At 71.7% G+C, this 24961-nt stretch carries 21 protein-coding genes; 7 read left to right on the top strand and 14 right to left on the bottom strand.

Annotated elements, in window-relative coordinates; genetic code table 11:
• Positions 1–2 precede the first annotated feature (2 nt).
• Together cseB and cseC are read left to right on the top strand one after the other, a co-directional pair.
• A complete protein-coding gene (gene cseB / locus OO62_RS20710; RefSeq protein ID WP_033268978.1) occupies positions 3–713 on the top strand; it encodes a two-component system response regulator CseB in 711 nt (236 codons plus the stop codon).
• An 8-nt stretch (positions 714–721) separates the two neighbouring features.
• Positions 722–2026 carry a two-component system sensor histidine kinase CseC gene (gene cseC, locus OO62_RS20705; RefSeq protein WP_033268977.1) on the top strand — a complete coding sequence of 435 codons (1305 nt, stop codon included), beginning with the start codon at positions 722–724 and terminating at the stop codon, positions 2024–2026.
• Positions 2027–2222: 196 nt separating this feature from the next.
• Here cseC and OO62_RS20700 read toward each other — a convergent pair whose 3' ends face one another.
• A complete protein-coding gene (locus OO62_RS20700) occupies positions 2223–3863 on the bottom strand; it encodes an MDR family MFS transporter (protein WP_051733464.1) in 1641 nt (546 codons plus the stop codon).
• A gap of 141 nt (positions 3864–4004) precedes the next feature.
• Here OO62_RS20700 and OO62_RS20695 point away from each other — a divergent pair, with 141 nt between their 5' ends.
• Positions 4005–4616, top strand: coding sequence for a TetR/AcrR family transcriptional regulator (locus OO62_RS20695; RefSeq protein ID WP_033268976.1), 612 nt, complete (start codon positions 4005–4007; stop codon positions 4614–4616).
• Here OO62_RS20695 and OO62_RS20690 read toward each other — a convergent pair.
• Positions 4598–5269, bottom strand: coding sequence for a M23 family metallopeptidase (locus OO62_RS20690; RefSeq protein WP_033268975.1), 672 nt, complete (start codon positions 5267–5269; stop codon positions 4598–4600). The two genes, OO62_RS20695 and OO62_RS20690, sit on opposite strands and share 19 nt — an antisense overlap.
• A gap of 567 nt (positions 5270–5836) precedes the next feature.
• On the opposite strand from OO62_RS20690, the gene OO62_RS20685 reads away from it, so the two are divergent.
• Complete coding sequence (locus tag OO62_RS20685; protein ID WP_033268974.1) at positions 5837–9076, top strand: NACHT domain-containing protein; 3240 nt, start codon at positions 5837–5839, stop codon at positions 9074–9076.
• A gap of 334 nt (positions 9077–9410) precedes the next feature.
• On the opposite strand, the gene OO62_RS20680 is transcribed toward OO62_RS20685, so the two are convergent.
• The gene (locus OO62_RS20680) at positions 9411–11936 is read right to left on the bottom strand and encodes an ATP-dependent Clp protease ATP-binding subunit (RefSeq protein WP_033268973.1); all 2526 of its coding nucleotides are present in this window, start codon (positions 11934–11936) and stop codon (positions 9411–9413) included.
• A gap of 498 nt (positions 11937–12434) precedes the next feature.
• Between OO62_RS20680 and OO62_RS40800 the strand changes: the two genes are divergently transcribed.
• Complete coding sequence (locus OO62_RS40800; RefSeq protein ID WP_078617283.1) at positions 12435–13151, top strand: SCO3374 family protein; 717 nt, start codon at positions 12435–12437, stop codon at positions 13149–13151.
• Here the strand turns inward: OO62_RS40800 and OO62_RS20675 are convergent.
• The 10 genes from OO62_RS20675 to OO62_RS20630 form a co-directional block, all read right to left on the bottom strand.
• A complete protein-coding gene (locus OO62_RS20675; RefSeq protein ID WP_033268972.1) occupies positions 13082–13420 on the bottom strand; it encodes a histone-like nucleoid-structuring protein Lsr2 in 339 nt (112 codons plus the stop codon). The genes OO62_RS40800 and OO62_RS20675 overlap by 70 nt on opposite strands.
• Before the next feature lie 156 nt (positions 13421–13576).
• Positions 13577–14095: an amino-acid N-acetyltransferase gene (locus OO62_RS20670; RefSeq protein WP_033268971.1), complete on the bottom strand. Its 519-nt coding sequence runs from the start codon at positions 14093–14095 to the stop codon at positions 13577–13579.
• A 9-nt stretch (positions 14096–14104) separates the two neighbouring features.
• Positions 14105–14605 (bottom strand): BlaI/MecI/CopY family transcriptional regulator, encoded by a 501-nt coding sequence (locus OO62_RS20665; protein ID WP_033268970.1) that lies wholly within the window; start codon positions 14603–14605, stop codon positions 14105–14107.
• A 194-nt stretch (positions 14606–14799) separates the two neighbouring features.
• Positions 14800–14979, bottom strand: a complete 180-nt coding sequence (locus tag OO62_RS20660; protein WP_033268969.1) for a hypothetical protein — start codon at positions 14977–14979, stop codon at positions 14800–14802.
• Positions 14980–15042: 63 nt separating this feature from the next.
• The gene (locus OO62_RS20655; RefSeq protein WP_077193141.1) at positions 15043–15684 is read right to left on the bottom strand and encodes a hypothetical protein; all 642 of its coding nucleotides are present in this window, start codon (positions 15682–15684) and stop codon (positions 15043–15045) included.
• A gap of 92 nt (positions 15685–15776) precedes the next feature.
• Positions 15777–16574, bottom strand: a complete 798-nt coding sequence (locus OO62_RS20650) for a type III pantothenate kinase (protein WP_033268967.1) — start codon at positions 16572–16574, stop codon at positions 15777–15779.
• 5 nt (positions 16575–16579) lie between these two features.
• Positions 16580–17644 (bottom strand): carboxylating nicotinate-nucleotide diphosphorylase, encoded by a 1065-nt coding sequence (nadC, locus tag OO62_RS20645; RefSeq protein WP_033268966.1) that lies wholly within the window; start codon positions 17642–17644, stop codon positions 16580–16582.
• A gap of 52 nt (positions 17645–17696) precedes the next feature.
• A complete protein-coding gene (locus OO62_RS20640; RefSeq protein ID WP_206738424.1) occupies positions 17697–19466 on the bottom strand; it encodes an L-aspartate oxidase in 1770 nt (589 codons plus the stop codon).
• Positions 19463–20701, bottom strand: a complete 1239-nt coding sequence (gene panC, locus OO62_RS20635) for a pantoate--beta-alanine ligase (RefSeq protein WP_051733463.1) — start codon at positions 20699–20701, stop codon at positions 19463–19465. Before panC ends, OO62_RS20640 begins: the two co-directional genes overlap by 4 nt.
• Entirely contained in the window at positions 20698–21786 is a 1089-nt protein-coding gene (locus OO62_RS20630; protein WP_033268965.1) for a Rossmann-like and DUF2520 domain-containing protein, read from the bottom strand. The genes panC and OO62_RS20630 overlap by 4 nt, the downstream gene beginning before the upstream one ends.
• 421 nt (positions 21787–22207) lie before the next feature.
• On the opposite strand from OO62_RS20630, the gene OO62_RS20625 reads away from it, so the two are divergent.
• Positions 22208–23353, top strand: coding sequence for a threonine aldolase family protein (locus tag OO62_RS20625; RefSeq protein ID WP_033269022.1), 1146 nt, complete (start codon positions 22208–22210; stop codon positions 23351–23353).
• Between the two features lie 126 nt (positions 23354–23479).
• On the opposite strand, the gene OO62_RS20620 is transcribed toward OO62_RS20625, so the two are convergent.
• Positions 23480–23695 carry a hypothetical protein gene (locus OO62_RS20620; protein ID WP_033268964.1) on the bottom strand — a complete coding sequence of 72 codons (216 nt, stop codon included), beginning with the start codon at positions 23693–23695 and terminating at the stop codon, positions 23480–23482.
• Between the two features lie 100 nt (positions 23696–23795).
• Between OO62_RS20620 and OO62_RS20615 the strand changes: the two genes are divergently transcribed.
• Complete coding sequence (locus OO62_RS20615) at positions 23796–24905, top strand: DUF5937 family protein (protein ID WP_033268963.1); 1110 nt, start codon at positions 23796–23798, stop codon at positions 24903–24905.
• Positions 24906–24961 lie beyond the last annotated feature (56 nt).

Below are 24961 nucleotides of genomic sequence, written 5' to 3'. Positions count from 1 at the left end.
GCATGGCCGAGACCCATGTGCTTTTCGTCGAGGACGACGACGTCATCCGCGAGGCCACGCAGCTGGCGCTGGAGCGGGACGGTTTCACGGTCACCGCGATGCCCGACGGGCTGGCGGGGCTGGAGGCGTTCCGCGCCAACCGTCCCGACATCGCGCTGCTCGATGTGATGGTGCCGGGCCTCGACGGCGTCAGCCTGTGCCGGCGGATCCGCGACGAGTCGACGGTGCCGGTGATCATGCTGTCGGCGCGGGCCGACTCCATCGATGTGGTGCTGGGGCTGGAGGCGGGCGCGGACGACTACGTCACCAAGCCGTTCGACGGCGCGGTGCTGGTCGCCCGGATACGTGCGGTGCTGCGGCGCTTCGGTCATGCGAGTGGCCCGAACGGGGTCCGGCCCTCTCCGGGGGACGCGGACGATCCGGTGGAGGCGGTGCTGCGCTTCGGTGATCTGGAGGTCGACACCGAGGGCATGGAGGTGCGCAAGGGCGGCGAGAACGTCGCGCTGACGCCCACCGAGATGCGGCTGCTGCTGGAGTTCTCCAACGCACCGGGTACGGTCCTCTCGCGCGACCGGCTGCTGGAGCGGGTCTGGGACTACGGCTGGGGCGGTGACACGCGGGTGGTGGACGTCCATGTCCAGCGGTTGCGCGGCAAGATCGGCCAGGACCGGATCGAGACGGTCCGCGGCTTCGGTTACAAGCTGAGAGGCTGACACCTCCGGTGGTCAGGCTGGCCCTGCGGACGGGGCTGAGATGGAAGCTCAGTGCGGCGATCGCGCTCGTCGGAGCGCTGGTCGCGATCGCGCTGAGCCTTGTCGTGCACAACGCCGCCCGGCATTCGATGCTGGACAACAGCCGTGACGTGCAGGTCGAGCGGCTGAACTTCACGCAGAAGATCTTCGAGTCGACCAACCGTCTGCAGTTCGGCGCGAAGATCGACGATCCCTCGCTGCCGCCGGCGCTGCGCCGGGAGGTCTCGGAGAACGAGCGCGCCACGTACCTCCAGGACACCGGGGAGACCGCCCCCGAGGTGTGGGCCGCCACGCCGCTCAGCGACGGCCGGGTGCTGTCGATGCACGACCGTTTCCCGGACCGTTTCGCGGTGCTGGACGATCTGGACCAGGCGCTGGTCATCGGTTCGACCGCGGTGGTGGTCGGCGGCTGTGCGCTGGGTGTGCTGGTCGGTGGTCGGCTGTCGAAGCGGCTGCGGAAGGCGGCGGCGGCCGCGGGCAAGCTGGCGGACGGTGACACGTCGGTGCGGATCCGCGACGAGGTCGGCAGCGGGCGGGTGCGTGACGAGACCGACGACCTGGCGTGGGCCGTGGACGCGATGTCGGACGCCCTTCAGGAGCGCATCGAGGCGGAGCGGCGGGTGACCGCCGATATCGCCCATGAGCTGCGTACGCCGGTGACCGGTCTGCTGACGGCGGCCGAGCTGCTGCCGCCCGGCCGCCCCTCGGAGCTCGTACGGGACCGGGCGCAGGCGCTGCGCACGCTGGTGGAGGACGTGCTGGAGGTGGCGCGGCTCGACGGCCATGCGGAGCGGGCGGAGCTGCAGGACGTGGTGCTCGGCGAGTTCGTCGCCCGGCGGGTGCGTGCCCTCGACCCGGAGATCACCGTCGATGTCGTACGGGAGGCCGAGGTCACCACGGATCCGCGCCGGCTGGAGCGGATCCTGGGCAATCTCATCGCGAACGCGGCGCGGCACGGCAGGCCGCCGATCGAGGTGACGGTGGAGGGCCGGGTGCTGCGGGTCCGTGATCACGGCCCGGGGTTTCCGGAGGCGCTGCTGCGCGAGGGTCCCAGCCGGTTCCGTACCGGAAGCAGCGACCGTGCGGGCCGTGGCCACGGCCTGGGTCTGACCATCGCGGCCGGCCAGGCGCGGGTGCTGGGCGCCCGGCTGACGTTCCGGAACGCGGACGAACTCACGGACGGCTCGACCGGCGCGGTCTCCGTCCTCTGGCTCCCGGAGAACGCCCCTACGAATACGGGGAGCTTTCCGGTCCTCCATCTGCCGGATCGGTAGCGCCGCACGTTGTTGGCTTTCCCGCCGTGTGTCGTCTCACCGTTGCGCCTGCGGGGAGGGGCCTTGTGTGTGGACGTAAAGCGAAGCAGTCCACACACAAGGCCCCGGAGGTCCGTCACCGCACCCACAGACCACCCGGCCCGCCGCAGGCGCAACGGCGAGCAACCACCGCGGCGCCGCAGACGACAACGTGGGATCAAACAGCCGACGGCACCCGCTCCGCCGCAGTGCCCTCCTCGGCGCTGTCGGCGGCCGGCTTCGTCGGGGCGCCTCGCAGCGGGACCTCCTTGAGGAACCAGGCCGCGGCGAAGCCGATGACGCTGATCACGGTGCCCCACAGGAAGACGTGGTGGGTGCCGGTGGCGACCGCGTGGCCGTAGGCGTCCTTGATCATCGGCGGGAGCTTCGGGAGGTCCTTGGGGTCCATCGTTGAGCTGCTGCCGGTCATCTTCTCGCCAGCGGCCTTGCCGAGCCGCTGGACCATCGTGGACTGCACCTGGTTGGTGAAGATCGCGCCGAGGATCGCGACGCCGAAGGAGCCGCCGATCGTACGGAAGAGGGTGGCGGACGAGGAGCCGACGCCCATGTCCTTCATCTCGACGCTGTTCTGGGCTATCAGCATCGTGGTCTGCATCAGGAAGCCCATGCCGGCGCCGAGGACCGCCATGAAGACGCCGGAGGTGAAGCGCGTGGTGTCGGTGTCCATCAGGGACAGCAGGGCCAGGCCCGCGGTGATCAGTCCGCCGCCGACCACGACGAAGACCTTGTACTTGCCGGTGCTGGTGGTGACCCGGCCGGCGAACAGCGAGACGACCATCATCGACAGCAGCATCGGCAGCAGGAGCAGGCCGGAGTTGGTGGCGGAGGCGCCCTGCACGGTCTGCTGGAACAGCGGCAGGAAGGTCATCGACCCGAACATCACGAAGCCGACCAGGAAGCCGATGAGCGTGACGAGGGAGAAGTTGCTGTTGCGGAAGATGTGCAGCGGCAGCACCGGCTCGCTGACCTTGCGCTCGACCAGCACGAAGCCGAGGAGTGCGACGACGCCGAGGACGCCGAGGCCGATGATCTGGCCGGAGAGCCAGTCGTACTCGGTGCCGCCCCAGGTCGTGATGAGCACCAGGGCCGTGATGCCGATGGTGAGCAGTGCGGCGCCCGCGTAGTCGATCCGGGTCTGCGACCGCTTCTTCGGCAGGTGCAGCACGGCGGTGACCATGATCAGTGCGATCGCGCCGAGCGGCAGGTTGATGTAGAAGCTCCAGCGCCAGCCGAGGTGGTCGGTGATGGTGCCGCCGACCAGCGGGCCGCCGATCATGGCGACGGCCATGACGCCGGCCATCATGCCCTGGTACTTGCCGCGTTCCCGCGGCGGGATCAGGTCACCGATGATCGCCATGACGCCGACCATGAGGCCGCCGGCGCCGAGGCCCTGGACGGCGCGGAAGCCGATCAGCTGCCCCATGTCCTGAGCCATGCCGGACAGCGCCGACCCGACCAGGAAGATGACGATGGACGTGAGGAACACGCCCTTGCGTCCGTACATGTCGCCGAGCTTGCCCCAGATGGGCGTGGAGGCCGCGGTGGCCAGGGTGTACGCGGTGACCACCCAGGACAGGTGGCTCATGCCGCCGAGTTCGCCGACGATCGTCGGCATCGCGGTGCCGACGATCATGTTGTCCAGCATGGCGAGCAGCATGGTGATCATCAGCGCGAAGAGCACCACCCGTACGCTCGCGGGCTGCTTCTCGCCGGTCTTCTCCGGCCCGGATGCAGGTCTGTCCGTCACCGCTGTCTTCCTTCCGTCCCCCGTCGGGGTCGCAGAACGCGACTTCCCCATCACTCACTCCTACTTACTTGCCGCCCGGCTAGTTCAGTACAGTGGGAAAGATAGGCGGCTAACTAGCCGGGCGTCAAGTAAGTTTCTCCTGCGCCCGTCCGGGCAGCCCTCTGACCAGTACCGACGACGCAGGAGAGCACCATGAGCACACAGGCGCGCAGGGGAAACACCCACCAGCGCATCCAGGACGTCGCTCTGGAGCTGTTCTCCGAGCAGGGCTACGAGAAGACGTCGCTGCGCGAGATCGCCGAGAAGCTGGAGGTCACGAAGGCGGCGCTGTACTACCACTTCAAGACCAAGGAAGACATCGTCATCAGCCTGTTCCAGGACCTGACCAGGCCCATCGACGAGCTGATCACCTGGGCCGAGGGGCAGCCGCGCACCCTGGAGACGAAGACGGAGCTGATCCGGCGCTACAGCGAGTCGCTGCGCACGGCCGAACCGCTGTTCCGTTTCATGCAGGAGAACCAGGCCACGGTGCGCGACCTGAGCATCGGGGAGACCTTCAAGGAGCGGATGCTGACGCTCTTCGGGCTCCTCAAGGAGCCCGATTCCGAGCTGGCGGATCAGGTGCGCTGCATCACCGCACTGTTCTCCATGCACGCGGGCATGTTCGCGATGCAGAACGTGGAGGGCGACCCCGAGGAGAAGCGCAAGGCCATCCTCGAGGTCGCCACAGAACTGGTCACGGCGGCAAACCCGCCGAGCCGCCGGCCAGCCCGGCCGGATTCAGCTCAGACGGCGTCGCCGTGAGCCCGCAGGAATCCGGTCGGCTCGATGCCCGACCCGTAGTTGGGGCCGGTGCGGACCTCGAAGTGCAGGTGGGGGCCGGTGGAGTTGCCGGTGCTGCCGGAGAGCGCGATCTGCTGACCGGCGCCGACCTGCTGCCCGACATGGACCTGTATCTGTGACAGGTGCGCGTACTGGGTGTACATGCCGTTGTCGTGCTTGATCACGATGGCGTTGCCGTACGCCGGGCCGTCGCCGCCACCCCAGGGACCGGCCTTGACGACGGTGCCCTTGTGGACGGCCTTGACCGCGGTGCCGGTCGGCACGACGAAGTCCTGACCGCTGTGCTTGTGCGCCCAGTGGCTGCCGGGGATGCCGAAGGGCTCGCCCAGCGTGTACTTGTCGACCGGCTTGACCCAGGCGTCGGCCTTCTTGACCGCATCCTTCTTGGCCTTGGCCGCGGCGGCCTTGGCGTCGGCGGCGGCCTTGGCCTGCGCGTCGGCCTGCGCGGTGACGGCCGAGCCGACGCCCGAGGTGAGGTGCATCAGACCGCCGTCGGCGGCGGAGGCGACACCGGCGCCGAGCGCGGCGGTCACACCGATACCGGCGGCCACGACGGCGACGCGGTTGCGCACAGCGGTCTTCTTGGAATTGCGAATGGCGGTGAACTTCGACATGCGGGTTCTTCCTCCGGAAAGTGATTGGTTTTCCCGGCTGCGGTCCGGGATCGCCATTCCTTGGTAACCGCTCATCGCCGCCCCGCCAAGGGGCCTTTCTACTATCCCGGCCCGTACGCGAAACGCGGGAAATCCGCCTCTTGCCACCCACCCAACGATCTGAGCGAAAGCCGCTAACCCGGTCATTTCGGACAGTCGTTGAGGGCGTGAAACCCCGCCTGATCAGGCGCTTTACCCCCGCGTTGCGCGGGTGGGGGCCCGCCGGCCCGCCGGGCCGCCCCCGCGGCCCGCGCCGGGCCCCGCGCACCCCCTGTTTTCCGCACCCCGCTCCCCCTAAATTGTTTAGTAGGGCCCTCGGGGCCTGTGTGTCATGTCACGCGGGGAGGAGATCAAATACCTTTTCCGTGTGACCCGGGTTACTCGGAAATGTGTGACCTGGATTACCCGGGGCCGTCGGATATCCCTTTCCGGGCGCCCGGGAAAAGTGGAATTCGTGACCGCGGCCACACCCCTTCCGGCTAGCCTGGCCGCGTCGGCAGCACCGGCCAGGGGAGGGCGGACCGCACGATGGACCCGACAGCAGCAGGCGTCCGGCTCGCGTCGAGCGTGCTCGCACCACTCGTCAGGAAACTGTTCCTCCAGGACGGCCCGGGGGCGGCCCTGGTCCCCGGCCCCGTACGGATATCCGGCCTGGTCTCCTTCAAGGGCGAGCGGCGCACACTCGGCGACAAGGAGCTGCGCAAGCTCGCCGGGGAGTTGGTCGAGCGCTCCTTACGCGCCCGCGGTCCCGGCGAGCGGCCGGTGCCCGCCACGGAGGAGGACGCCCTCGCCGGCGCCCTGGCCACCACGCTGCGCGGCCTCGGCGACCTCCACATGGACGACGTCCAGGCCGTACACCTCGGGCCCGCCGCCCTCGCCGCGCGCCTGCGCTCCGCGAGCCCGCACGCCGCCCGCGACCTCTCCCGGGACGCGGAGCTGCTGCACGACGCCCTGGTCGACACCGCCTGCCTGCACATCGTGCACTTCTTCACCCAGCGCTCGGCCTTCGTGGCCCGCACCCTCGTCCAGCAGAGCCGCAACCTCGACGGCCTGATCACCGCCATGGACGCGTTCCTGGCCCGCTGCCCCTCCCCCCGCGCCGCCGACACCGCCTTCGAGCGCACCTATCTCGCGTACATCGCCCGCAAGCACAGCAGGCTCACCCTCTACGGCATCGACCTCGCCCATTCCCCCGACCGGTGGCCGCTCGACGCCGCGTACATGAGCCTGGAGGCGACCTCGCCGGCCGCCCCCGACGTCGGCTCCCTCGGCCCGTGGGGCGGCGACTCCGGACCGCCCGCGCCTGCCCCCGCCCCCGCCGACCAGGCCCTTTCCGGCCGGGACCGGGTCCTGCTGCGGGGCGTCGCCGGCTCGGGCAAGACGACCCTCGTCCAGTGGCTGGCCGTCTCGTGCACCAAGCCCCCCGCCGAGACGCCCCTCCCCCACCTCTACGGCCGCGTTCCCTTCGTCCTGCCGCTGCGCACCCTCACCCGCGACGGCGCGCCGCTGCCCACCCCCGAACGGTTCCTGGCCGCCGTCGGCTGCCCCGTCGCCGGCTCGCAGCCCGACGGCTGGACCGACCGGGTCCTGTCCTCCGGGCGGGCCCTCCTCCTCGTCGACGGGCTCGACGAGATCCCCGACCGGGAACGCGAGCAGGCCCGCCGCTGGCTGCGCGACCTGCTCGACGCCTTCCCGGACAGCCTGTGGCTGCTCACCACCCGCCCCTCCGCCGTCCGCGACGACTGGCTCGCCGCCGACGGCTTCGACGAGCTGACGCTGGCCCCCATGCGCCGCGCCGAGGTCACCGCGTTCATCGGCCGCTGGCACGACGCGGCCCGCCGCGACGGGACGGACACCACGGCACTCGACGCCTACCGGCAGTCGCTGCTGACCGCCGTACACACCAAACAGGACCTGGCCCGGCTCGCCACCAACCCGCTGATGTGCGCGCTGATCTGCGCCCTGCACCGCGACCGCCGCGGCTATCTGCCCACCGGCCGCAAGGAGCTGTACGACGCGGCGCTGGCGATGCTGCTCTCCCGCCGCGACCGCGAACGCGACATGGCCGCCCCCACCGGCATCGACCTCGGCGACGCCCCGCAGATCCAGCTGCTGCAACGGCTGGCGTACTGGCTCATCCGCAACGGCCGGACGGAACTGGACCGGGCGCGGGCGGAGCGCATCGTGGCGGAGGCGCTGCCGGCCGTCCCGTCCGCGGCGGCGCAGGGCAGCGCGGAGGCCGTCTTCCGCCACCTGCTGCTGCGCAGCGGTCTGCTGCGCGAACCGGCCCCCGGCTCGGTCCAGTTCGTCCACCGCACCTTCCAGGACTACCTGGGCGCGAAGGCGGCGGTCGAGGACGGCGACTTCGGGCTGCTGGTGGAGCACGCGGCGGACTCCCAGTGGGAGGACGTGATCCGGATGGCGGTGGCGCACGCCCGGCCGCGTGAACGGGCGGAACTGCTGCGGGAGTTGCTCGCGTACGGCGACGGCCTGGCGGACGACCGCGGCCGGCTGCGCGTCCACCTCCTCGCCCTGGCCTGCCTGGAGCACGCGACGGAGCTCGATCCGCGGGTGCGCCAGGAGGTGGACGAGCGGGCCCGGGCGATCCTGCCGCCCCGCAGCCGCGAGGAGTCCCGGCTGCTGGCAGAGGTGGGGCCGTTCGTCCTGGAGTTGCTGCCCGGGCCGGACGGGCTGGCGGACGACGAGGCGCAGGAGGTGGTGGCGACCGCGGAGCTGCTCGCCTCGGACGCGGCCTTCGAGGTCGTCAAGCGGTTCGTCGAACACCCCGCGTTCGGCACGCAGGTTCAACTTGCCTCGGCGTGGCGGTCGTTCGAGACGGAGCGGTATGCCCGGGACGTCGTGCGGCACCTGGACCCGCGCGCGATGGTCACCGCTGAGACCACCGCGGAGCTGCGCGCGCTGAAGGCGCTCGGCGGCCGGGCGCGGGTGGCAGTGAGCGGCTCCTTCACCGCCCGTGAACTCCTCGACGAGCTGGTGCACGAGCCCCTGGAGAACCTGACGATCACGGGGAACCCCGTGATCAGTGATCTCGCCTTCCTCCGGGCGTTCCCGGCACTGGAGTGGCTGTCACTGTGGGGCTGCCCCGCGGTCGAAAACCTCGCCCCGCTGGCGGAACTCGGCATCCATACGCTGAACCTCTCCGGGCCGCAGGACACGGATCTGCCGACTCCGCGCGGGCTCGCCGCACTGACCGGCCTCACCAGCCTCTCCCTCTACACCGGCCTCCCGGAGGGCACCGCGGCGCTGCCCGCGGGCGCGCCGCTGACCTATCTGACGCTCGGCCGGCCGGTCGGGGCCGAGTGCGCGGGGCTGGCGGCCTGGCCCCGGCTGCGCAGCCTGCAGTTGCCCCGGCTCACCGACGGTTTCGGCGAGGACCAATGGGGCGAGCTGGCATCGCTGCCCGAACTGGACTGGCTGTCGCTGGGGGTGGCATCGGACGAGGTCTCGCTGCACGTCCCGCCCGGCCTCCGGCTCCCTCAGGTCAGGACTCTGGCCCTCCTCAACATGGGGCGGGTGCCGGTGCCCCGCCTGGGCGCGGTGCTGCGCGCGGTCCTCCCGGCGTTCCCGCACCTGCGTTCCCTTGAGCTGTACAACGGCCACATGACCAACGACGCGCCGATCGCCCTTCCCTCGATGGCCGGTCTGCGTGACCTTCAGAAGGTCTATCTCGGCGGCCTCCGCCCGGAGCCCGCCGACGATCTGCCGCCCCACGTCGAACTCACCCGGCACCCCCGGCCCCGTTCCTAGCGGGCCGGGGGCCGTCGCGACCTGGGCATTCCGGCGCGGAGCGGGCCGCCTTTCCGAAACGGGCCGGTCGCTGATCGGCCGCTATTCGTTCCGGGAACGGCGTTCCCTACGGAATTCGTCGCGGGCGGGGTACTCAGCACATACGGCCGAAAAGAGATCCTCACGCCGCCCCGCCGCATTTTCGACATCACATGCGGAACATCAGAGATCAGGAAGAACACCCCGCACATACGGCACTGCCCGGAACCGTGAGAAACGATTCCGGGCAGTGCCGTATGCGCGTTGTGCGCCGGGGTGAAGTCGGCGGCGATTAACGCTTTCGCCGGGACTCCGCTCAGGCGTCCTTGCTCAGGTTCGGGCCCGAGCCGCCGGTGGCGGACTCGATCGGCGGGGCGTCCGGCAGAGCGGACTTCTCCTCGCCGCGGAAGGTGAACTTGGCGCTCTCACCCTCGCCCTCGGTGTCGACGACCACGATGTGGCCCGGACGCAGCTCGCTGAAGAGGATCTTCTCCGAGAGGGCGTCCTCGATCTCGCGCTGGATCGTGCGGCGCAGCGGACGGGCGCCGAGCACCGGGTCGTACCCGCGCTTGGCCAGCAGCGACTTGGCGGTGCCGCTGAGCTCGATGCCCATGTCGCGGTCCTTGAGCCGCTCGTCCACCTTGGCGATCATGAGGTCGACGATCTGGATGATGTCTTCCTCGGTCAGCTGGTGGAAGACGACGGTGTCGTCCACACGGTTGAGGAACTCGGGGCGGAAGTGCTGCTTGAGCTCTTCGTTGACCTTGTTCTTCATCCGCTCGTAGCTGGACTTGGTGTCGCCCTGGGCCGCGAAGCCGAGGTTGAAGCCCTTGGAGATGTCCCGCGTGCCGAGGTTGGTCGTCATGATGATGACCGTGTTCTTGAAGTCCACGACCCGGCCCTGGGAGTCGGTCAGGCGACCGTCCTCCAGGATCTGCAGCAGCGAGTTGAAGATGTCCGGGTGGGCCTTCTCGACCTCGTCGAAGAGCACCACGGAGAACGGCTTGCGGCGCACCTTCTCGGTGAGCTGACCGCCCTCTTCGTAGCCGACGTAGCCGGGAGGCGAACCGAACAGCCGGGAGACCGTGTGCTTCTCGCTGAACTCCGACATGTCGAGGGAGATCAGCGCGTCCTCGTCGCCGAAGAGGAACTCCGCCAGCGTCTTGGACAGCTCGGTCTTACCGACACCGGACGGGCCGGCGAAGATGAACGAGCCACCGGGACGCTTGGGGTCCTTCAGGCCGGCACGGGTACGGCGGATGGCCTGGGAGAGCGCCTTGATGGCGTCCTTCTGGCCGATGACGCGCTTGTGGAGCTCGTCCTCCATGCGGAGCAGGCGGCTGGACTCCTCCTCGGTCAGCTTGAAGACCGGGATGCCCGTCGCCGTGGCCAGGACCTCGGCGATCAGTTCCTCGTCCACCTCGGCGACGACGTCCATGTCGCCGGCCTTCCACTCCTTCTCCCGCTTCGTCTTCGCGGCGAGGAGCTGCTTCTCCTTGTCGCGCAGGCCCGCGGCCATCTCGAAGTCCTGCGAGTCGATCGCGGACTCCTTCTCCCGGCGCACATCGGCGATCTTCTCGTCGAATTCGCGCAGGTCCGGCGGTGCGGTCATGCGGCGGATCCGCATCCGGGAGCCGGCCTCGTCGATCAGGTCGATCGCCTTGTCCGGCAGGAAGCGGTCGGAGATGTAGCGGTCGGCGAGGGTGGCCGCCGCGACCAGCGCGGAGTCCGTGATGGACACGCGGTGGTGCGCCTCGTAGCGGTCCCGCAGGCCCTTGAGGATCTCGATTGTGTGCGGCAGCGACGGCTCCGCGACCTGGATGGGCTGGAAGCGGCGCTCGAGGGCCGCATCCTTCTCCAGGTGCTTGCGGTACTCGTCGAGCGTGGTGGCACCGATGGTCTGCAGCTCGCCTCGCGCCAGCATGGGCTTGAGGATGCTGGCGGCGTCGATCGCGCCCTCGGCGGCACCCGCACCCACGAGGGTGTGGAGCTCGTCGATGAACAGGATGATGTCGCCGCGGGTGCGGATCTCCTTGAGGACCTTCTTCAGGCGCTCCTCGAAGTCACCGCGGTAGCGGGAGCCGGCGACCAGGGCACCGAGGTCGAGGGTGTAGAGGTGCTTGTCCTTGAGGGTCTCGGGCACCTCGCCCTTGACGATGGCCTGGGCCAGGCCCTCGACGACCGCCGTCTTGCCGACGCCGGGCTCGCCGATGAGGACCGGGTTGTTCTTCGTACGGCGCGACAGGACCTGCATGACGCGCTCGATTTCCTTCTCGCGCCCGATGACCGGGTCGAGCTTGGTCTCGCGAGCGGCCTGCGTCAGGTTGCGGCCGAACTGGTCCAGGACGAGGGAGGTCGAGGGCGTGCCCTCGGCGGGGCCACCGGCGGTGGCGGCTTCCTTGCCCTGGTAGCCGGAGAGCAGCTGGATGACCTGCTGCCGCACCCGGTTGAGATCGGCGCCGAGCTTCACGAGGACCTGGGCGGCGACGCCCTCGCCCTCGCGGATCAGGCCGAGCAGGATGTGCTCGGTGCCGATGTAGTTGTGGCCGAGCTGGAGGGCCTCACGGAGCGAGAGCTCCAGGACCTTCTTGGCACGGGGGGTGAAGGGGATGTGCCCGGACGGCGCCTGCTGGCCCTGCCCGATGATCTCCTCCACCTGCTGGCGGACCGCCTCGAGCGAAATCCCGAGGCTCTCCAGGGCCTTAGCGGCGACACCCTCACCCTCATGGATCAGGCCCAGGAGGATGTGCTCGGTGCCGATGTAGTTGTGGTTGAGCATCCGGGCTTCTTCCTGAGCCAGGACGACAACCCGCCGCGCGCGGTCGGTGAACCTCTCGAACATCGTTAATCGCTCCTCAGAGCGGTCAGGCAGTTAGGGGTCGGTCCCCTCCCTGTCCTTCCGCATGCTAGTCCCGCGGGGCGGGACAGCTCATTCCAACTGCCGACACCCGTCCGGATCACCCCCGCTCCGGCGGGGAAATTTACTGCCGAACAGCTGACATCTGCTCCAACTCGATGGTGCGAGACGATGTTCCCGCAGGCCAGGCATATACGCCGTCCGCCACTACGCCCGTGGCGAACGCGCCCGTCCCCGACACGCCGCCCGCATCCCGCCGTCGGCGGGGCCGGGGCGCCGTGTGCGCCGGTCACACCGTCTCTTCCCACTGAGACTGTCTTACCCGCTGCCACTGACACTCCATGCGGCGCGGGCCGCTTCCATCCGCTACGGGCGAACATCCGCGCGCCTCCGAATACCCCGCCACGCCTCTTCCCCGGACACGACACGTATGGGGGCGCGTACTCAGCGTAACTTCCTGGAGTGTGAGGAGTTGCACGGGGCATGGCCCGCGTGCTTCCACGCCCCCGCAGCTCTCTCGCCGGGGCTCCCGCCGTCCCCGCCGCCTCCGCCGTCCGCCGCTGGTACGAGGACGAGCTGGGCTGGCCGACCGCCGGTCCGGAGCCGGTGGAGCTGCTGACGGGGGTGCGCTTCGATGCCCTGGAGATGCCGGCGGACGCGGGGAGCGCGGTGCTGCGGCGGTGGCCGCGGACCGGCCCGGTGGCGTTCGTGCGGACCGGACGCGACGGGAAACCCCTGAGCGATCGGCCGAAATTGCTCGTGCTCATCGCAGCCGGCGGCGCCGAGGAACTCCCGGGAATCCTGGAATGGCTGGAGTGGGGCGCGCTTACCCCTGATCTCACGGCACGTGGTGCCGGGGACCGGATGCCCGCACCGGCGGTCCCCACCGGCGCCGCCCCGGCGTCACTGCCCTGCGGATTCGGCTCCCGGGAGGCCGCGGTGTGGATGCGGCCTCCCCGGCCGGGGTACGAGGCGGAGAATTCCCTGCCCACCACGGGGCTCGGGACAGGAAACGGGGACGGTGGGGGCGCCCCCGACCTCGTACGGCTCGTGAGCTCGGCGGCGACGGAGTGCCACCGTGCCCGGTTGTTGCGTGCTCGTAATGCCCAATCGGACCGCGCCTGCGGCGATCAGCCGTTGGCCTTCTCAAATGCCTCACGAATGTCGGCGGGGACACGGCCGCGGTCATTGACGTTGTAGCCGTTCTCCTTCGCCCAAGCGCGGATCTTCGCGGTGTCCTGGCTGCCGCCGGAAGCCGCCGCCGCACGCGCCTTGCCGCGTCCGCCGGAACGTCCACCGGTACGGCGACCGGCCTTGACGAACTCGGAGAGCGACTCACGCAGCTTCTGCGCGTTGGTGTCGGAGAGGTCGATCTCGTAGGACTTGCCGTCGAGAGCGAACGTCACCGTCTCCTCCGCCTCGCCGCCGTCGAGGTCGTCGACAAGAAGAACCTGAACCTTCTGTGCCACCGGTTTCCCTTTCATCGAATGCGGATTACGACGGAAAGCAAACCGCTTTTCCGGGAAAAACACAAACCCTTGGGTAGGGTTCACTTGCCCGCAGACCGGGGAACGCTTGCTTCCGTAGCCATGAGATAGGGGAGCGATTCGGACATAGAACACTCATCACAGGTGCAGAAGCATCCGGCTGTTACCCAGGGTGTTCGGCTTCACTCGTTCGAGGCCAAGGAACTCCGCAACGCCCTCGTCATAGGAACGCAGCAGCTCACTGTAGACATCACCGTCTACGGGAGCCTCGCCGATCTCCACGAAGCCGTGCTTGACGAAGAAGTCGACTTCGAAGGTGAGACAGAAAATGCGCCGCACTCCGAGCCAGCGCGCGGTGGCCAGGAGCTTCTGCAGGACGTGATGGCCGACGCCGGAGCCCTTCAGGCGCGGGTCCACGGCCAGCGTGCGGACCTCCGCGAGGTCTTCCCACATGACGTGGAGCGCGCCGCAGCCGACGACCTCGGCGTCTTCGTCCCGCTCGGCCACCCAGAACTCCTGGATGTCCTCGTAAAGCGTGACGGTGGCTTTGTCGAGCAGGATCCCGTCGCGGGAGTAGGCGTCGATGAGACGGCGTACGGCGGGTACATCGGCGGTCCTGGCGCGGCGGACGGTGAGCCCTTTTGAATGCGGGAGCATGCCGGGACGCTATCGCTCCTTGCCGTTGGCGCCGGCTCCGGGTTCATCGCCTTCCGCGGATCGGGCTTCGGGGGCTTGTGCGGCGCGCGCTTCGTCTTCTTCCGCCGGCGCCGGCGGTTGTGCCTCTTCCGCCTCTTGTTGTGCGCCTTCCGCACGCGGGGCGTCTTCCGGGTCTTCCGCCGGTTCGTCGGCTTGCACCATCCGTACGGCATCGCGCAGGGCGTGGCGTTGTTCCGGCGACATCATGCCGAAGAAGGCGACAAGTGCGGCCGCGGGGTTGTCACTGGCGGACCATGCCTCGTTCATCAGTGCGGCCGCGTAGGCGGCGCGAGTGGAGACCGCCTCATATCGATAGGCGCGGCCTTCTGCTTCGCGGCGCACCCAGCCCTTCTGATGGAGGTTGTCCAATACGGTCATGACCGTGGTGTAGGCGATCGACCGTTCCTTCTGCAGATCTTCCAGGACTTCTCGAACGGTGACCGGGCGGTTCCACTCCCAGACCCGCGTCATGACCGCGTCTTCCAGATCACCCAATGGTCTCGGCACACAAGAACAATAGTGGGAGATGTCCAGGATGTCCGTTGATCTCGTCGCCGTTGCGCGGTCTCGTTGCGGTGGACCGGGAAATGCGCGTACGGCCCGGGACGGTGGTCCCGGGCCGTACGGTGCGTGTGCGGGCCGCCGCGGCGCGGGCGGCGGGTGGATCAGGCGCCGTGCGCGTGGGGCTCCTGGCCGGCCGCTTCGGCGCGGGTGAGCACGGCGTCCACGGCGGCGTCCTCCTTGGCCTTGTTCGCGCCGCCCTGGCTCTTGACGATCGTGACGATCAGGCAGGTGAAGGCGACGGCCATCACCACGGGCGGGAGCAGCGCTGCGACGTAGTCCACGGCGGACGGCCTCCTTGTAGGCGTGCGGGAGCCTCGGCGTACCTGAGCAAGGGTACGCAGCACTCAGGCGGTGCGGCTCTCGGGGGGCGGGGCCGGCTTGCGGCGCGGGGGGAACACCTCGCCGGGGGTGGGGATGGGGCGTTCGGGCCGCGGGGATTTCGGTGCCGGCTCCCGCTTGGGCTGCGGGGCGGGCGGCGGTTCCTTCTCCGGGTCCCGTTCCCGGCCGCCGCGGGCCGCTGAGCGGCCGCCTGGCAGCGCGCGGAGCCGGACCCGTACGGATTGTTCGGCCAGTCCCTCGCAGTGCCGCAGCAGGGCGCTGCGGCGTTCGTGCTCGGCGGCCCCGACGTGCCGGGTGCGCAGGGAGCGCAGGGCCGCGAGGTCGTCGGGGCCGGGGACGTATCCGGCCGCCAGTGCCTCCTTCAGCTGCGCGAGGTAGCCGGCGGCCGAGCCGGGGAGGGCTTCGCGGTAGCGGGCGAGGTCGGCGAGCAGGAAGGCGCGCAGCCGGCCGCCTTCGTGGACCGCCTCGTCGACGGCCTCGGCCAGCCGGAGGTATTCCTGGATGTCCTGCGACCGTTCCGGGCCGAGGGCGGCGAGCGGGGCGGAGTGGTCCGCCGTCTGGAGGGCATGGGCGAGGGCGCGACGGAGCACACGCAACTCATCGGCGCTGAACGCCATGCCGCCGCGGGTTCCGTTTGGCATTGGCATGTGGCGACTTTACGACCGAATCTGACAAAAGCCGCTTAATTCGTGAATGCTGGCGCGGCAGCGAGCCGCGCCAGCCGCCGCCGGCGGTTCGGCTACGAGCGGGCGACGTTGCGCTCGTAGACCAGCCGCAGTCCGATGAGGGTGAGCCAGGGCTCGTGTGCGTCGATCACCGAGGACTCACCGAGCACCATGGGCGCGAGCCCGCCGGTGGCGATCACGGTCACCTCGTCGGGCTCCTCGGCCAGTTCCTTGGCCATCCGCTGGACCACGCCGTCCACCTGGCCGGCGAAGCCGTAGAGGATGCCGGACTGCATCGCCTCGACGGTGTTCTTGCCGATGACGCTGCGCGGCCGGGCCAGTTCGATCTTGCGGAGCTGGGCGCCCTTGACGCCCAGGGCGTCCACGGAGATCTCGATGCCCGGGGCGATGACGCCGCCGACGTATTCGCCGCGCGCGCTGACCGCGTCGAAGGTGGTGGCCGTGCCGAAGTCGACGACGACCGCGGGGCCGCCGTAGAGCTCGACCGCCGCCAGGGCGTTGATGATCCGGTCGGCGCCGACCTCCTTCGGGTTGTCCATCAGGATCGGCACGCCCGTCTTGACGCCGGGCTCCACCAGGACGGCGGGCACGTCGCCGTAGTAGCGGCGGGTGACCTCGCGCAGCTCGTGCAGGACCGACGGCACGGTCGAGCAGATGGCGATGCCCTCGATGCCGTCGCCCAGGTCGTCGCCGAGCAGCGGGTGCATGCCCATCAGGCCCTGCAGGAGCACGGCGAGCTCGTCGGCGGTGCGGCGGGCGTCGGTGGAGATCCGCCAGTGCTCGACGATCTCCTCACCGTCGAACAGGCCGAGCACGGTGTGGGTGTTGCCCACGTCGATGGTCAGCAGCATGGCACTCAGCCGTCCTCACGCACGTCGGCATCGGGGGAGCCCGCCCCGCGGCCGTCGTCCTCGCGCAGGTCGAGGCCGATGTCGAGGATCGGGGAGGAGTGCGTCAGCGCACCCACCGCCAGATAGTCCACGCCGGTCTCGGCGTACGTCCGGGCGTTGGCGAGGGTGAGGCGGCCCGACGACTCCAGCATCGCGCGCCCGGCGACCAGCTCCACGGCCTCGCGGGTCTGCTCCGGGGTGAAGTTGTCGAGCAGGATCAGGTCGGCGCCCTCGGCGAGGATCGGGGGGATCTGGTCGAGCCGGTCGACCTCCACCTCGATCGCCAGGCCGGGGAACTCGTCGCGCACGGCGGTGAACGCCTCGGCGACGCCGCCCGCCGCGACCACGTGGTTGTCCTTGATCAGCGCCGCGTCCGACAGCGACATCCGGTGGTTGACGCCGCCGCCGCAGCGCACCGCGAACTTCTCCAGGGCGCGCAGCCCCGGCGTCGTCTTGCGGGTGTCGCGGACCCTGGTCTTCGTGCCCTCCAGGGCGTCCGCCCAGGCCCGGGTCGCGGTCGCGATGCCGGAGAGCCGGCACAGCAGGTTCAGCGCGCTGCGCTCGGCGGTGAGCAGGTCGCGGGTGCGGGTGGTGACGCTCAGCAGTGTGGTGCCGGCCTCGACCCGGTCGCCGTCCTCGACGTGCCGCTCGACCGCGAACTCGTCGGTGCACACGATGGACAGCACCGCCTCGGCGATCCGCAGCCCGGCGACCGTACCGGCCTCGCGGGCCGTGAAGTCGCCGGTGGCCACCGCGTCCTCGGGGATGGTCGCCACGGTCGTGACGTCCACTCCCTGGTCGAGGTCCTCCTCGACGGCGAGGTGCGCGATGTCCTCGACCTGGACGGGGTCGAGTCCGGCGTTCACCAGGAGCGCCGCCAGGTCGGGGTCGAGTCCGCAGGTCAGCGGGTCGATCTCGTACGCGTCGTCGTCGCCGGCGCAGCCGCAGGCATCGCCGCAGCCTCCGGCGGGGGCGCCGCCACCGGGTCCGCCGATCTGGAGGAGGGGGAGGTCGTCGGGGGTGCTGCTCACGGGATGGGCTCCGTATCCGGGGAGGGGGTGGTCGGTGGTCTGTCGGGCGGGGTTACGGGGCGAGGGCCGGCGGGAAGCCGGCGGTCGCCGTCGTACGGACGGTCAGCGCGCGGGCCGCGTCCAGGGTGATGCGGAAGTGCCGGCGCCAGGAGGCATCGTCCCGGTCCGGGTGGTCCTCGCGCCAATGGCAGCCGCGGGTCTCCTCGCGGCGGCGGGCCGCGGCGACCAGCACCCGGGCCACGCACAGGAGGTTGGTGGCCTCCCACGCCTCCACGCCGGGCTCGGGGGCCTTGTGCGCGGCTCCCGGGGTGTTCGCTTCGGCCGCCTCGGTCGCCTCCCGGTGGAGGCGGTCGAGTTCGGCGGCGGCCCGGGCGAGGCTCTCGGCGCTGCGCAGCACGCCGGCGCCGGCGGCCATGATCCGCTGTACGGCCGTGCGGGTCTCGGGGGCGAGGAGCGGGAGGGTCGCGCGGGGCGCGGCGGCCACCGGGGCGGGGTCCGCCGGGGTGTGCGGCGCGGGGTTCTCGGTGATGTCCGCGGCGATCCGCTCGGCGAAGACCAGGCCCTCCAGGAGGGAGTTGGAGGCGAGGCGGTTGGCGCCGTGGACGCCGGTGCAGGCGACCTCGCCGCAGGCGTAGAGGCCGGGGACGGTGGTGCGGCCGCGCAGGTCGGTGCGGACGCCACCGGAGGCGTAGTGCGCGGCCGGCGCGACGGGTATCGGCTCGGTGACCGGGTCGATGTGGTGGGCGCGGCAGGCGGCGAGGATCGTCGGGAAGCGGCTCTCCCACATGGCGGCGCCGAAGTGCCGGCCGTCCAAGTACATGTGCTCGACGCCCTGTTCGTGCGCCCGGCGCATGATCGCCTTGGCGACGATGTCGCGCGGCGCCAGCTCGGCGAGTTCGTGCTGCCCGACCATGAAGCGGGTGCCGTCGGCGTCGACGAGGTGGGCGCCCTCGCCCCGTACGGCCTCGGAGATCAGCGGCTGCTGGCCCTCCGCGTCCGGGCCCAGATACAGGACGGTGGGGTGGAACTGCACGAATTCGAGGTCGGAGACCTCGGCGCCGGCGCGCAGGGCCAGTGCCACGCCGTCCCCGGTGGAGACCGCCGGGTTGGTGGTCGCGGCGAAGACCTGGCCCATGCCTCCGGTGGCGAGGACGACGGCCGGGGCGTGTACGGCGCCGACGCCGTCGTGCTGGCCCTCCCCCATGACGTGCAGGGTGACGCCGGAGGTGCGGCCGTCGGCGTCCGTGAGCAGGTCCAGGACGAGCGCGTTCTCGATGGTGCGCAGTCCGGCGTCGCGGACCGCCTCGACCAGTGCGCGGGAGATCTCCGCCCCGGTGGCGTCGCCGCCGGCGTGTGCGATGCGGCGGCGGTGGTGGCCGCCCTCACGGGTGAGCGCTATCTCCTCGCCGCCCGGTGCGGTGTCGAAGCGCGCGCCGGTCGCGATCAGCCGGTGGACGGCTGCCGGGCCCTCGGTGACCAGGGTCCGTACGGCTTCCTCGTCGCACAGTCCGGCGCCCGCGACAAGGGTGTCGGCCAGATGCTGCTCCGGGGTGTCGCCGTCGCCCAGGGCCGCGGCGATTCCGCCCTGGGCCCATCGGGTGGAGCCGTCGTCGAGGCGCGCCTTGGTGACGACGACGGTGCGGCGGCCGGCGGCGGCGCAGCGCAGTGCGGCGGTCAGCCCGGCCACTCCGGAGCCCACGACGACCACGTCCGCTTCGATGGACCAGCCGGGCTCGGGGGCGTTCAGGCGTATCCGGGTGCCCGGAGCGGGGCCGGGGCCGGTGCCTGTCGCGGGGGCAGGGCCTGTTCCGGTGGCGGTCATCGGGTCGCTCCCAGGGGGCCGTGGGGGGTGGTGGGTGGTGTGCCGGGTGCTGCGGAGGTGCCGGCGGCGGCGTGCTGCGCCGCGGTGCCGCCCGTGCCGGCGGTGGCCTGCCGGGCGGCCGTGGTGTCCGGGCGGGGCGAGACGAACGTGAGCCGGAGGTTGTCGATCAGGCGGGTGGTGCCGACCTTGGCGGCGACGGCGAGGACCGCCTCGCCCTCGTAGTCGTCGGGGACCTCGGTGAAGTCGGACGGGTCGACCAGCGCCAGGTAGTCGAGCAGCAGCGGCGGCTCCAGCCGGGCGGCGTCGTCGAGGACGGCGCGGGCCGCGGCGCGCGCCACGGACGGGCCCTGGAGGGGGCTCGCGGCGGCGTGCGCGACGGCGTGGGCGTCGGCGGCGGCCCGGTCCTCGCCGAGGGCGGCCAGTGCCGCGGCGCGGTCCTGGGCCGGGTGGGCCGTGGAGACCGCCCGGGCGTGCAGCGCCTCCTCGGCGGTGAGCCGGTCGCGGGCGGCGAACAGGGCCGCGGAGAGCGAGAGGGCGGTGCGCCGCTCCGGGAGGGACAGGTAGCGGTTGCGGCTGGAGAGGGCGAGGCCGTCGTCCTCGCGCACCGTAGGGACGCCGACGATCTCGACGGGGAAATTCAGGTCGGCGGCCATCCGCGTGATGAGGGCCAGCTGCTGGGCGTCCTTCTGTCCGAAGAGCGCCACGTCCGGTCCGGTCAGGTGCAGCAGTTTGGCGACGACGGTCAGCACGCCGTCGAAGTGGCCGGGGCGGCTGGCGCCCTCCAGGAGCGTGCCCATGGGGCCCGCGGCGACCCGGACCTGCGGGCGGCCGCCCGGGTAGACCTCGTCGACGGACGGCGCGAAGACGGCGTCGGCGCCGGCTTCGGCGGCCAGTTCGACGTCCTCGTCCAGCGTCCGCGGGTACCGGTCCAGGTCCTCGCCGGCGCCGAACTGCAGCGGGTTGACGAAGACGGTGACGACGACCTGCCCCTCCGGCCCGACCCGGTGGCGGGCGGCCCGGACCAGGGCGGCATGGCCCTCGTGCAGGGCCCCCATGGTCATGACGACGGCGCGCGCGCCACTACGGCGCGGCAGGTCGCGGAGCGCGGCGGCGGTGTGGAGCAGGCGGGCCGCCGGGCCCGCGGACGGCCGGGAGGGGCACTCGGCGGACGGCTCGGCGGACGGCTGGGAGGACGGCTCGGGGGACGGCTGCGGGCTCGTGGGCGAGGAGGTCATCGGTCGCCTCCTTCGGGGCCGTGGTCGGGGGTGTCGGGGCCGTGGTCGGGACCGTCCGGGTCGTGGTCGCGGCCGTCGGGACTGCCGGGGCTCTCGGGGCTGCCGGGCGTGTCGGGGGCGGCGGGTCCGGTGCCGTGGGCGGCGGGGCCCGGGGCGGGGCGGGCGGCGGTGCCGGGGCCGTTGCCCGCGTCCGCGAGCACGCCGAGCAGGTCCTCGGCCAGTTCCGGCTTGAGCAGGCCGTGGGCCAGCGCCCGGTCCGCCGTCGTACGGGCCATCGCGAGGTACCCCGCGACGCTCTGCGGCGAGTGCCGGCGCAGCTCCGCGACGTGGGCGGCGACGGTGCCCGCGTCCCCACGGGCGACCGGCCCGGTGAGCGCGGCGTCGCCGGACCGCAGCGCGTTGTCCAGCGCCGCGCCCAGCAGCGGGCCCAGCATCCGGTCCGGGGCCCGCACGCCCGCGTCGGCCAGCAGCTCCATCGACTGGGCGACGAGTGTGACCAGGTGGTTCGCGCCGATCGCGAGCGCCGCGTGGTAGAGCGGACGGGCGGATTCCGCGATCCACTCGGGCTCCCCGCCCATCTCGATGACCAGCGCCTCGGCGGCCATCCGCAGCTCCTCGGGCGCGGTGACCCCGAAGGAGCAGCCGGCCAGCCGCTGCACGTCCACGGAGGTGCCGGTGAACGTCATGGCCGGGTGCAGGGCGAGCGGCAGCGCGCCGGCCCGGGTCGCCGGGTCCAGCACGGCGGTGCCGTAGCGCCCGGAGGTGTGCACGAGCAGCTGGCCGGGCCGTACGGCGCCGGTTTCGGCGAGGCCGGTCACCAGGTCGGCGAGCGCGTCGTCGGGGACGGTCAGCAGCACCAGGTCGGCGCGGGCGAGCACCTCGGCGGGGGTGACCAGCGGGACGTCGGGCAGCAGTTCGGCGGCGCGCCGTACGGAGGCGTCGGAGACTCCCGACACCGCGACCGGGCGGTGCCCCGCGAGCTTCAGCGCGGCGGCCAGGGCGGGCCCGACACGGCCTGCGCCGACCACTCCGACGGTCAGCCGGGCGGGGCGGTCCTGGGCCTCGAGGGGTGGAGTTGGATTCACGCGGCGATGGCCTTCCGTTCCAGTCCGCGGGGGGTACCGGACGATTCCTCGCCATGCTACGCGAGTGTTTCCGGCGGACTTCAGAGCTGTACGGACGGTGAGACGTGGGTCTCTCACGAGAGTTATCCACAGGGGTCGCGGAGCGGCGCGGGACCGAGTGATGATCGGTGCGACGGCGCGGGGCGGACGCGAACGGGATCGCGGAGCGAAGCGCGGAGAAAAGACCAGGCAGGGGGCTGTGAGGACGATGAACACCACGGGGGGCGGCGTGCCGGGCGAGAAGCCGGAGGCGGCAGTGGAGCAAGCGAAGGGCGGGGCAACGCGGGCGGACGGCTCGGGGGACGCGGTGGGCGCAGTGGACGCAGTGGACGCAGTGGAAGCGGGGGACGCGGGCCGTGTCGCGCCGGTCGGGCGGTCCCGGATGCTCGCGGCGATCCGCGGCTCGCGGCGGGTCCTGGCGGGCGGCGTGCCCGTCGAGACGGTCCGCGAGCGGATGGCCCGCCTGGTGGCCGACGCTCCCGGCGCGTACGACCTGGACGACTGGACGGACCTCTACGGCAACGACGACGGCATAGTCGGCGAGCTGGAGCGCCGGACCGCGGTAGCCCTGGGCACCGAGGCCGCCGCGTTCTTCCCGACCGGCACGATGGCCCAGCAGGTGGCCCTGCGGTGCTGGGCGGGGCGGACGGGCAACCCGGCGGTGGCCGGCCACCCGCTGTCCCATCTGGAGGTCCATGAGCGCGATGCCTGTGCGGTGGTCAGCGGGCTGCGCATGGTGCATCCGACGCAGGCGCCGCGGCTGCCGACCGCCGACGAGATCCATGACCTCCAGGAGCCGTTCGGCACCCTCGCGCTCGAACTGCCGCTGCGGGACGCCGGGTTCGTCCTGCCGGGCTGGGACGAACTGACCGCGGTGGTGGCGGCGGCCCGGGACCGGGACGCGGTGGTGCACTTCGACGGCGCCCGCCTGTGGGAGTGCGGCCCGCACTTCGGCCGCCCGCTGACAGAGATCGCCGCCCTCGCGGACAGCGTGTACGTGTCCTACTACAAGTCCCTGGACGGCATATCGGGCGCCGCCCTCGCCGGCACCGGGGACTTCGTGGCGGAGGCACGGGCCTGGCGGCACCGGTACGGCGGCCAGCTGTTCCAGCAGTGGCCGGCCGCGCTGGCCGCCCTGGCGGGCCTGGACCGTGAGTTGCCGCGCCTGCCCGGGTACGTCGCCCATGCGAAGGTCGTCGCCCGGGCGCTGGGCGAGGGGATGGCGGACGCCGCCGTGCCGTGGTTCAGGGTGCATCCGGAGGTCCCGCACACCCACCAGTTCCAGGTGTGGCTGCCCCATCCGCCCGAGGTTCTGAACGAGGCCGTCGTCCGGCAGGCGGAGGAGACGGGAACGACCTTGTTCCGCAAGTGGTTCGAGGCGGACCTGGGCGGGCCGCCCGGGGTGGCTCTGACGGAGGTGACGGTCGCCGCCTCCGCCATGAACTGGACCGCCGCGGAGGTGCGCTCGGCAGTCGCGGAGTTCCTGGGCTACGTGGAAGGAGTGCGTGCGGGGGTGAAGCGGGGCTGACATGAGCCGCGGCCGGCGTGGCCGGGGCGGACGTGACCCGTGACCGACGTGGTCGGGGCTGCGCGGTGGGCCGGGAACGAGAGGAAGGGGGGAGTGCGGCCGGCGAGGGCGGAGGCTTGCCCGGGGTCAGGACTCGGTGGGCTCGGCGTGGTGGTGCAGAGGGGCGGTGCGTGCGGCCGGGGCGGTGCGCGGTGCCTGCTCCGGGACGGCGGTGCGGGAGCGGCGCCACCGGAGGATGTCGCGGAGCGTGCGGACGGTGTGGGCGCCGGGGGCGGGCGGAGCGGATTCGGCCCGTCGGGCGGCGCGGTAGGTGTCGAGGAGGTGCTGCTGGGTGGCGTTCATGGGTGCCACTGTGCGGCGGTTCGGCGGCCTGGGGCGCGTCGATTGACGGGAGCCGTCAATCGACGACCGTGCAGGTCACACGGTCGCGCATGATGGGCGCATGGCCAACGTCATCGACATCACCGGGCTGCCGCCGGAGCGCGTCATCTTCTGCCCTTCCCCGCTGGCGGAGCTGAGCGCGGCGCTGCACGCGTTGTCCGAGCCGGGGCACCACCCGGGGCTGCACGGCTGGGTCACCGCCACCAACGCGGCGCTGAAGACCGACCTCGCCGACCGGTTGTGCGAGGCGGACTTCCTGTGGCGGTCGTCGCGTTCCGACATCCTCCTGCCGGCCCGGCCGGGGGCGACGCTTGCCGACGAACTGGACGACTTGGACCGGATCGACGACGAGCGGTTCGTGGCCTCGGCGTTCGAGATCTCCTGTTCGGCGGCGTACACCCGGGCCACGCCGTCGCCGCTGGTCGATGCGGACGAGCGGGCCCGCGTACGGGAGATGGCCGCCGCGCGCGGCCCACGGCAGGCGGCGTTCACCGACCGGATGCTGACCGACCCCGACGGGCTGCGGGTGTGGCTGCGCCGGCTGTTCGAGGACTGTGAGGAGGCGTTCTTCGGGGACATCTGGCGGCGGGTGGGCATCCAGTTGGCCGCCGACGCCCGGCACAAGACGGAACTGCTGCGCCGCAAGGGCCTGGCCGAGACGCTGCCCGCCACGTCGGCTGCGCTCTCGCTGGAGGGGGCGCAGGACGGCAGCGGTGGTGCGCGGATCGTGGTGGACAAGCTGGCCGGGGGCCGTACGACGGCGTTTGCGAACGCCGACGACCCCGGGGTCACGTTCCTGCCGACGTCGTTCGGCTGGCCGCATCTGCTGGTGAGCCACGCCCCGGGGTGGCGTCCGGTGATCCAGTACCCGGTGGCGAGCCCGGAGTTGCCGCCGCCGGCCACGCTGGAGCTCGTGCAGCAGCGGCTGGAGGCCCTGGGGCACCCGATGCGGATGCAGCTGTGCCGCACGCTGGCGCGCGGGCCCCACACGACGGGGGAGCTGGCGCACGCGTACGGCATCACCCCGCCGGAGGTGTCGCGGCACGTCACGACGCTGAAGAAGGCCGGCTTGGTGCTGACGCGGCGCCGGGGGCGCTATGTGCTGCACCAGCTGGACCTCCAGGTGGTGGCCCGGCTGGGCAGCGACTTCCTTGAGGGCGTGCTGCGCTGAGGGACGGGGAGGGGTGGGGCGGGGGGTGGGGGGTCCCCCCGGGAGAGGGCAGCGGG

Source organism: Streptomyces lydicus (assembly GCF_000717345.1).
In the GTDB taxonomy this organism is placed as follows: Bacteria; Actinomycetota; Actinomycetes; order Streptomycetales; family Streptomycetaceae; genus Streptomyces; species Streptomyces lydicus.
This window is presented reverse-complemented; position numbering and strand designations above follow the sequence as displayed.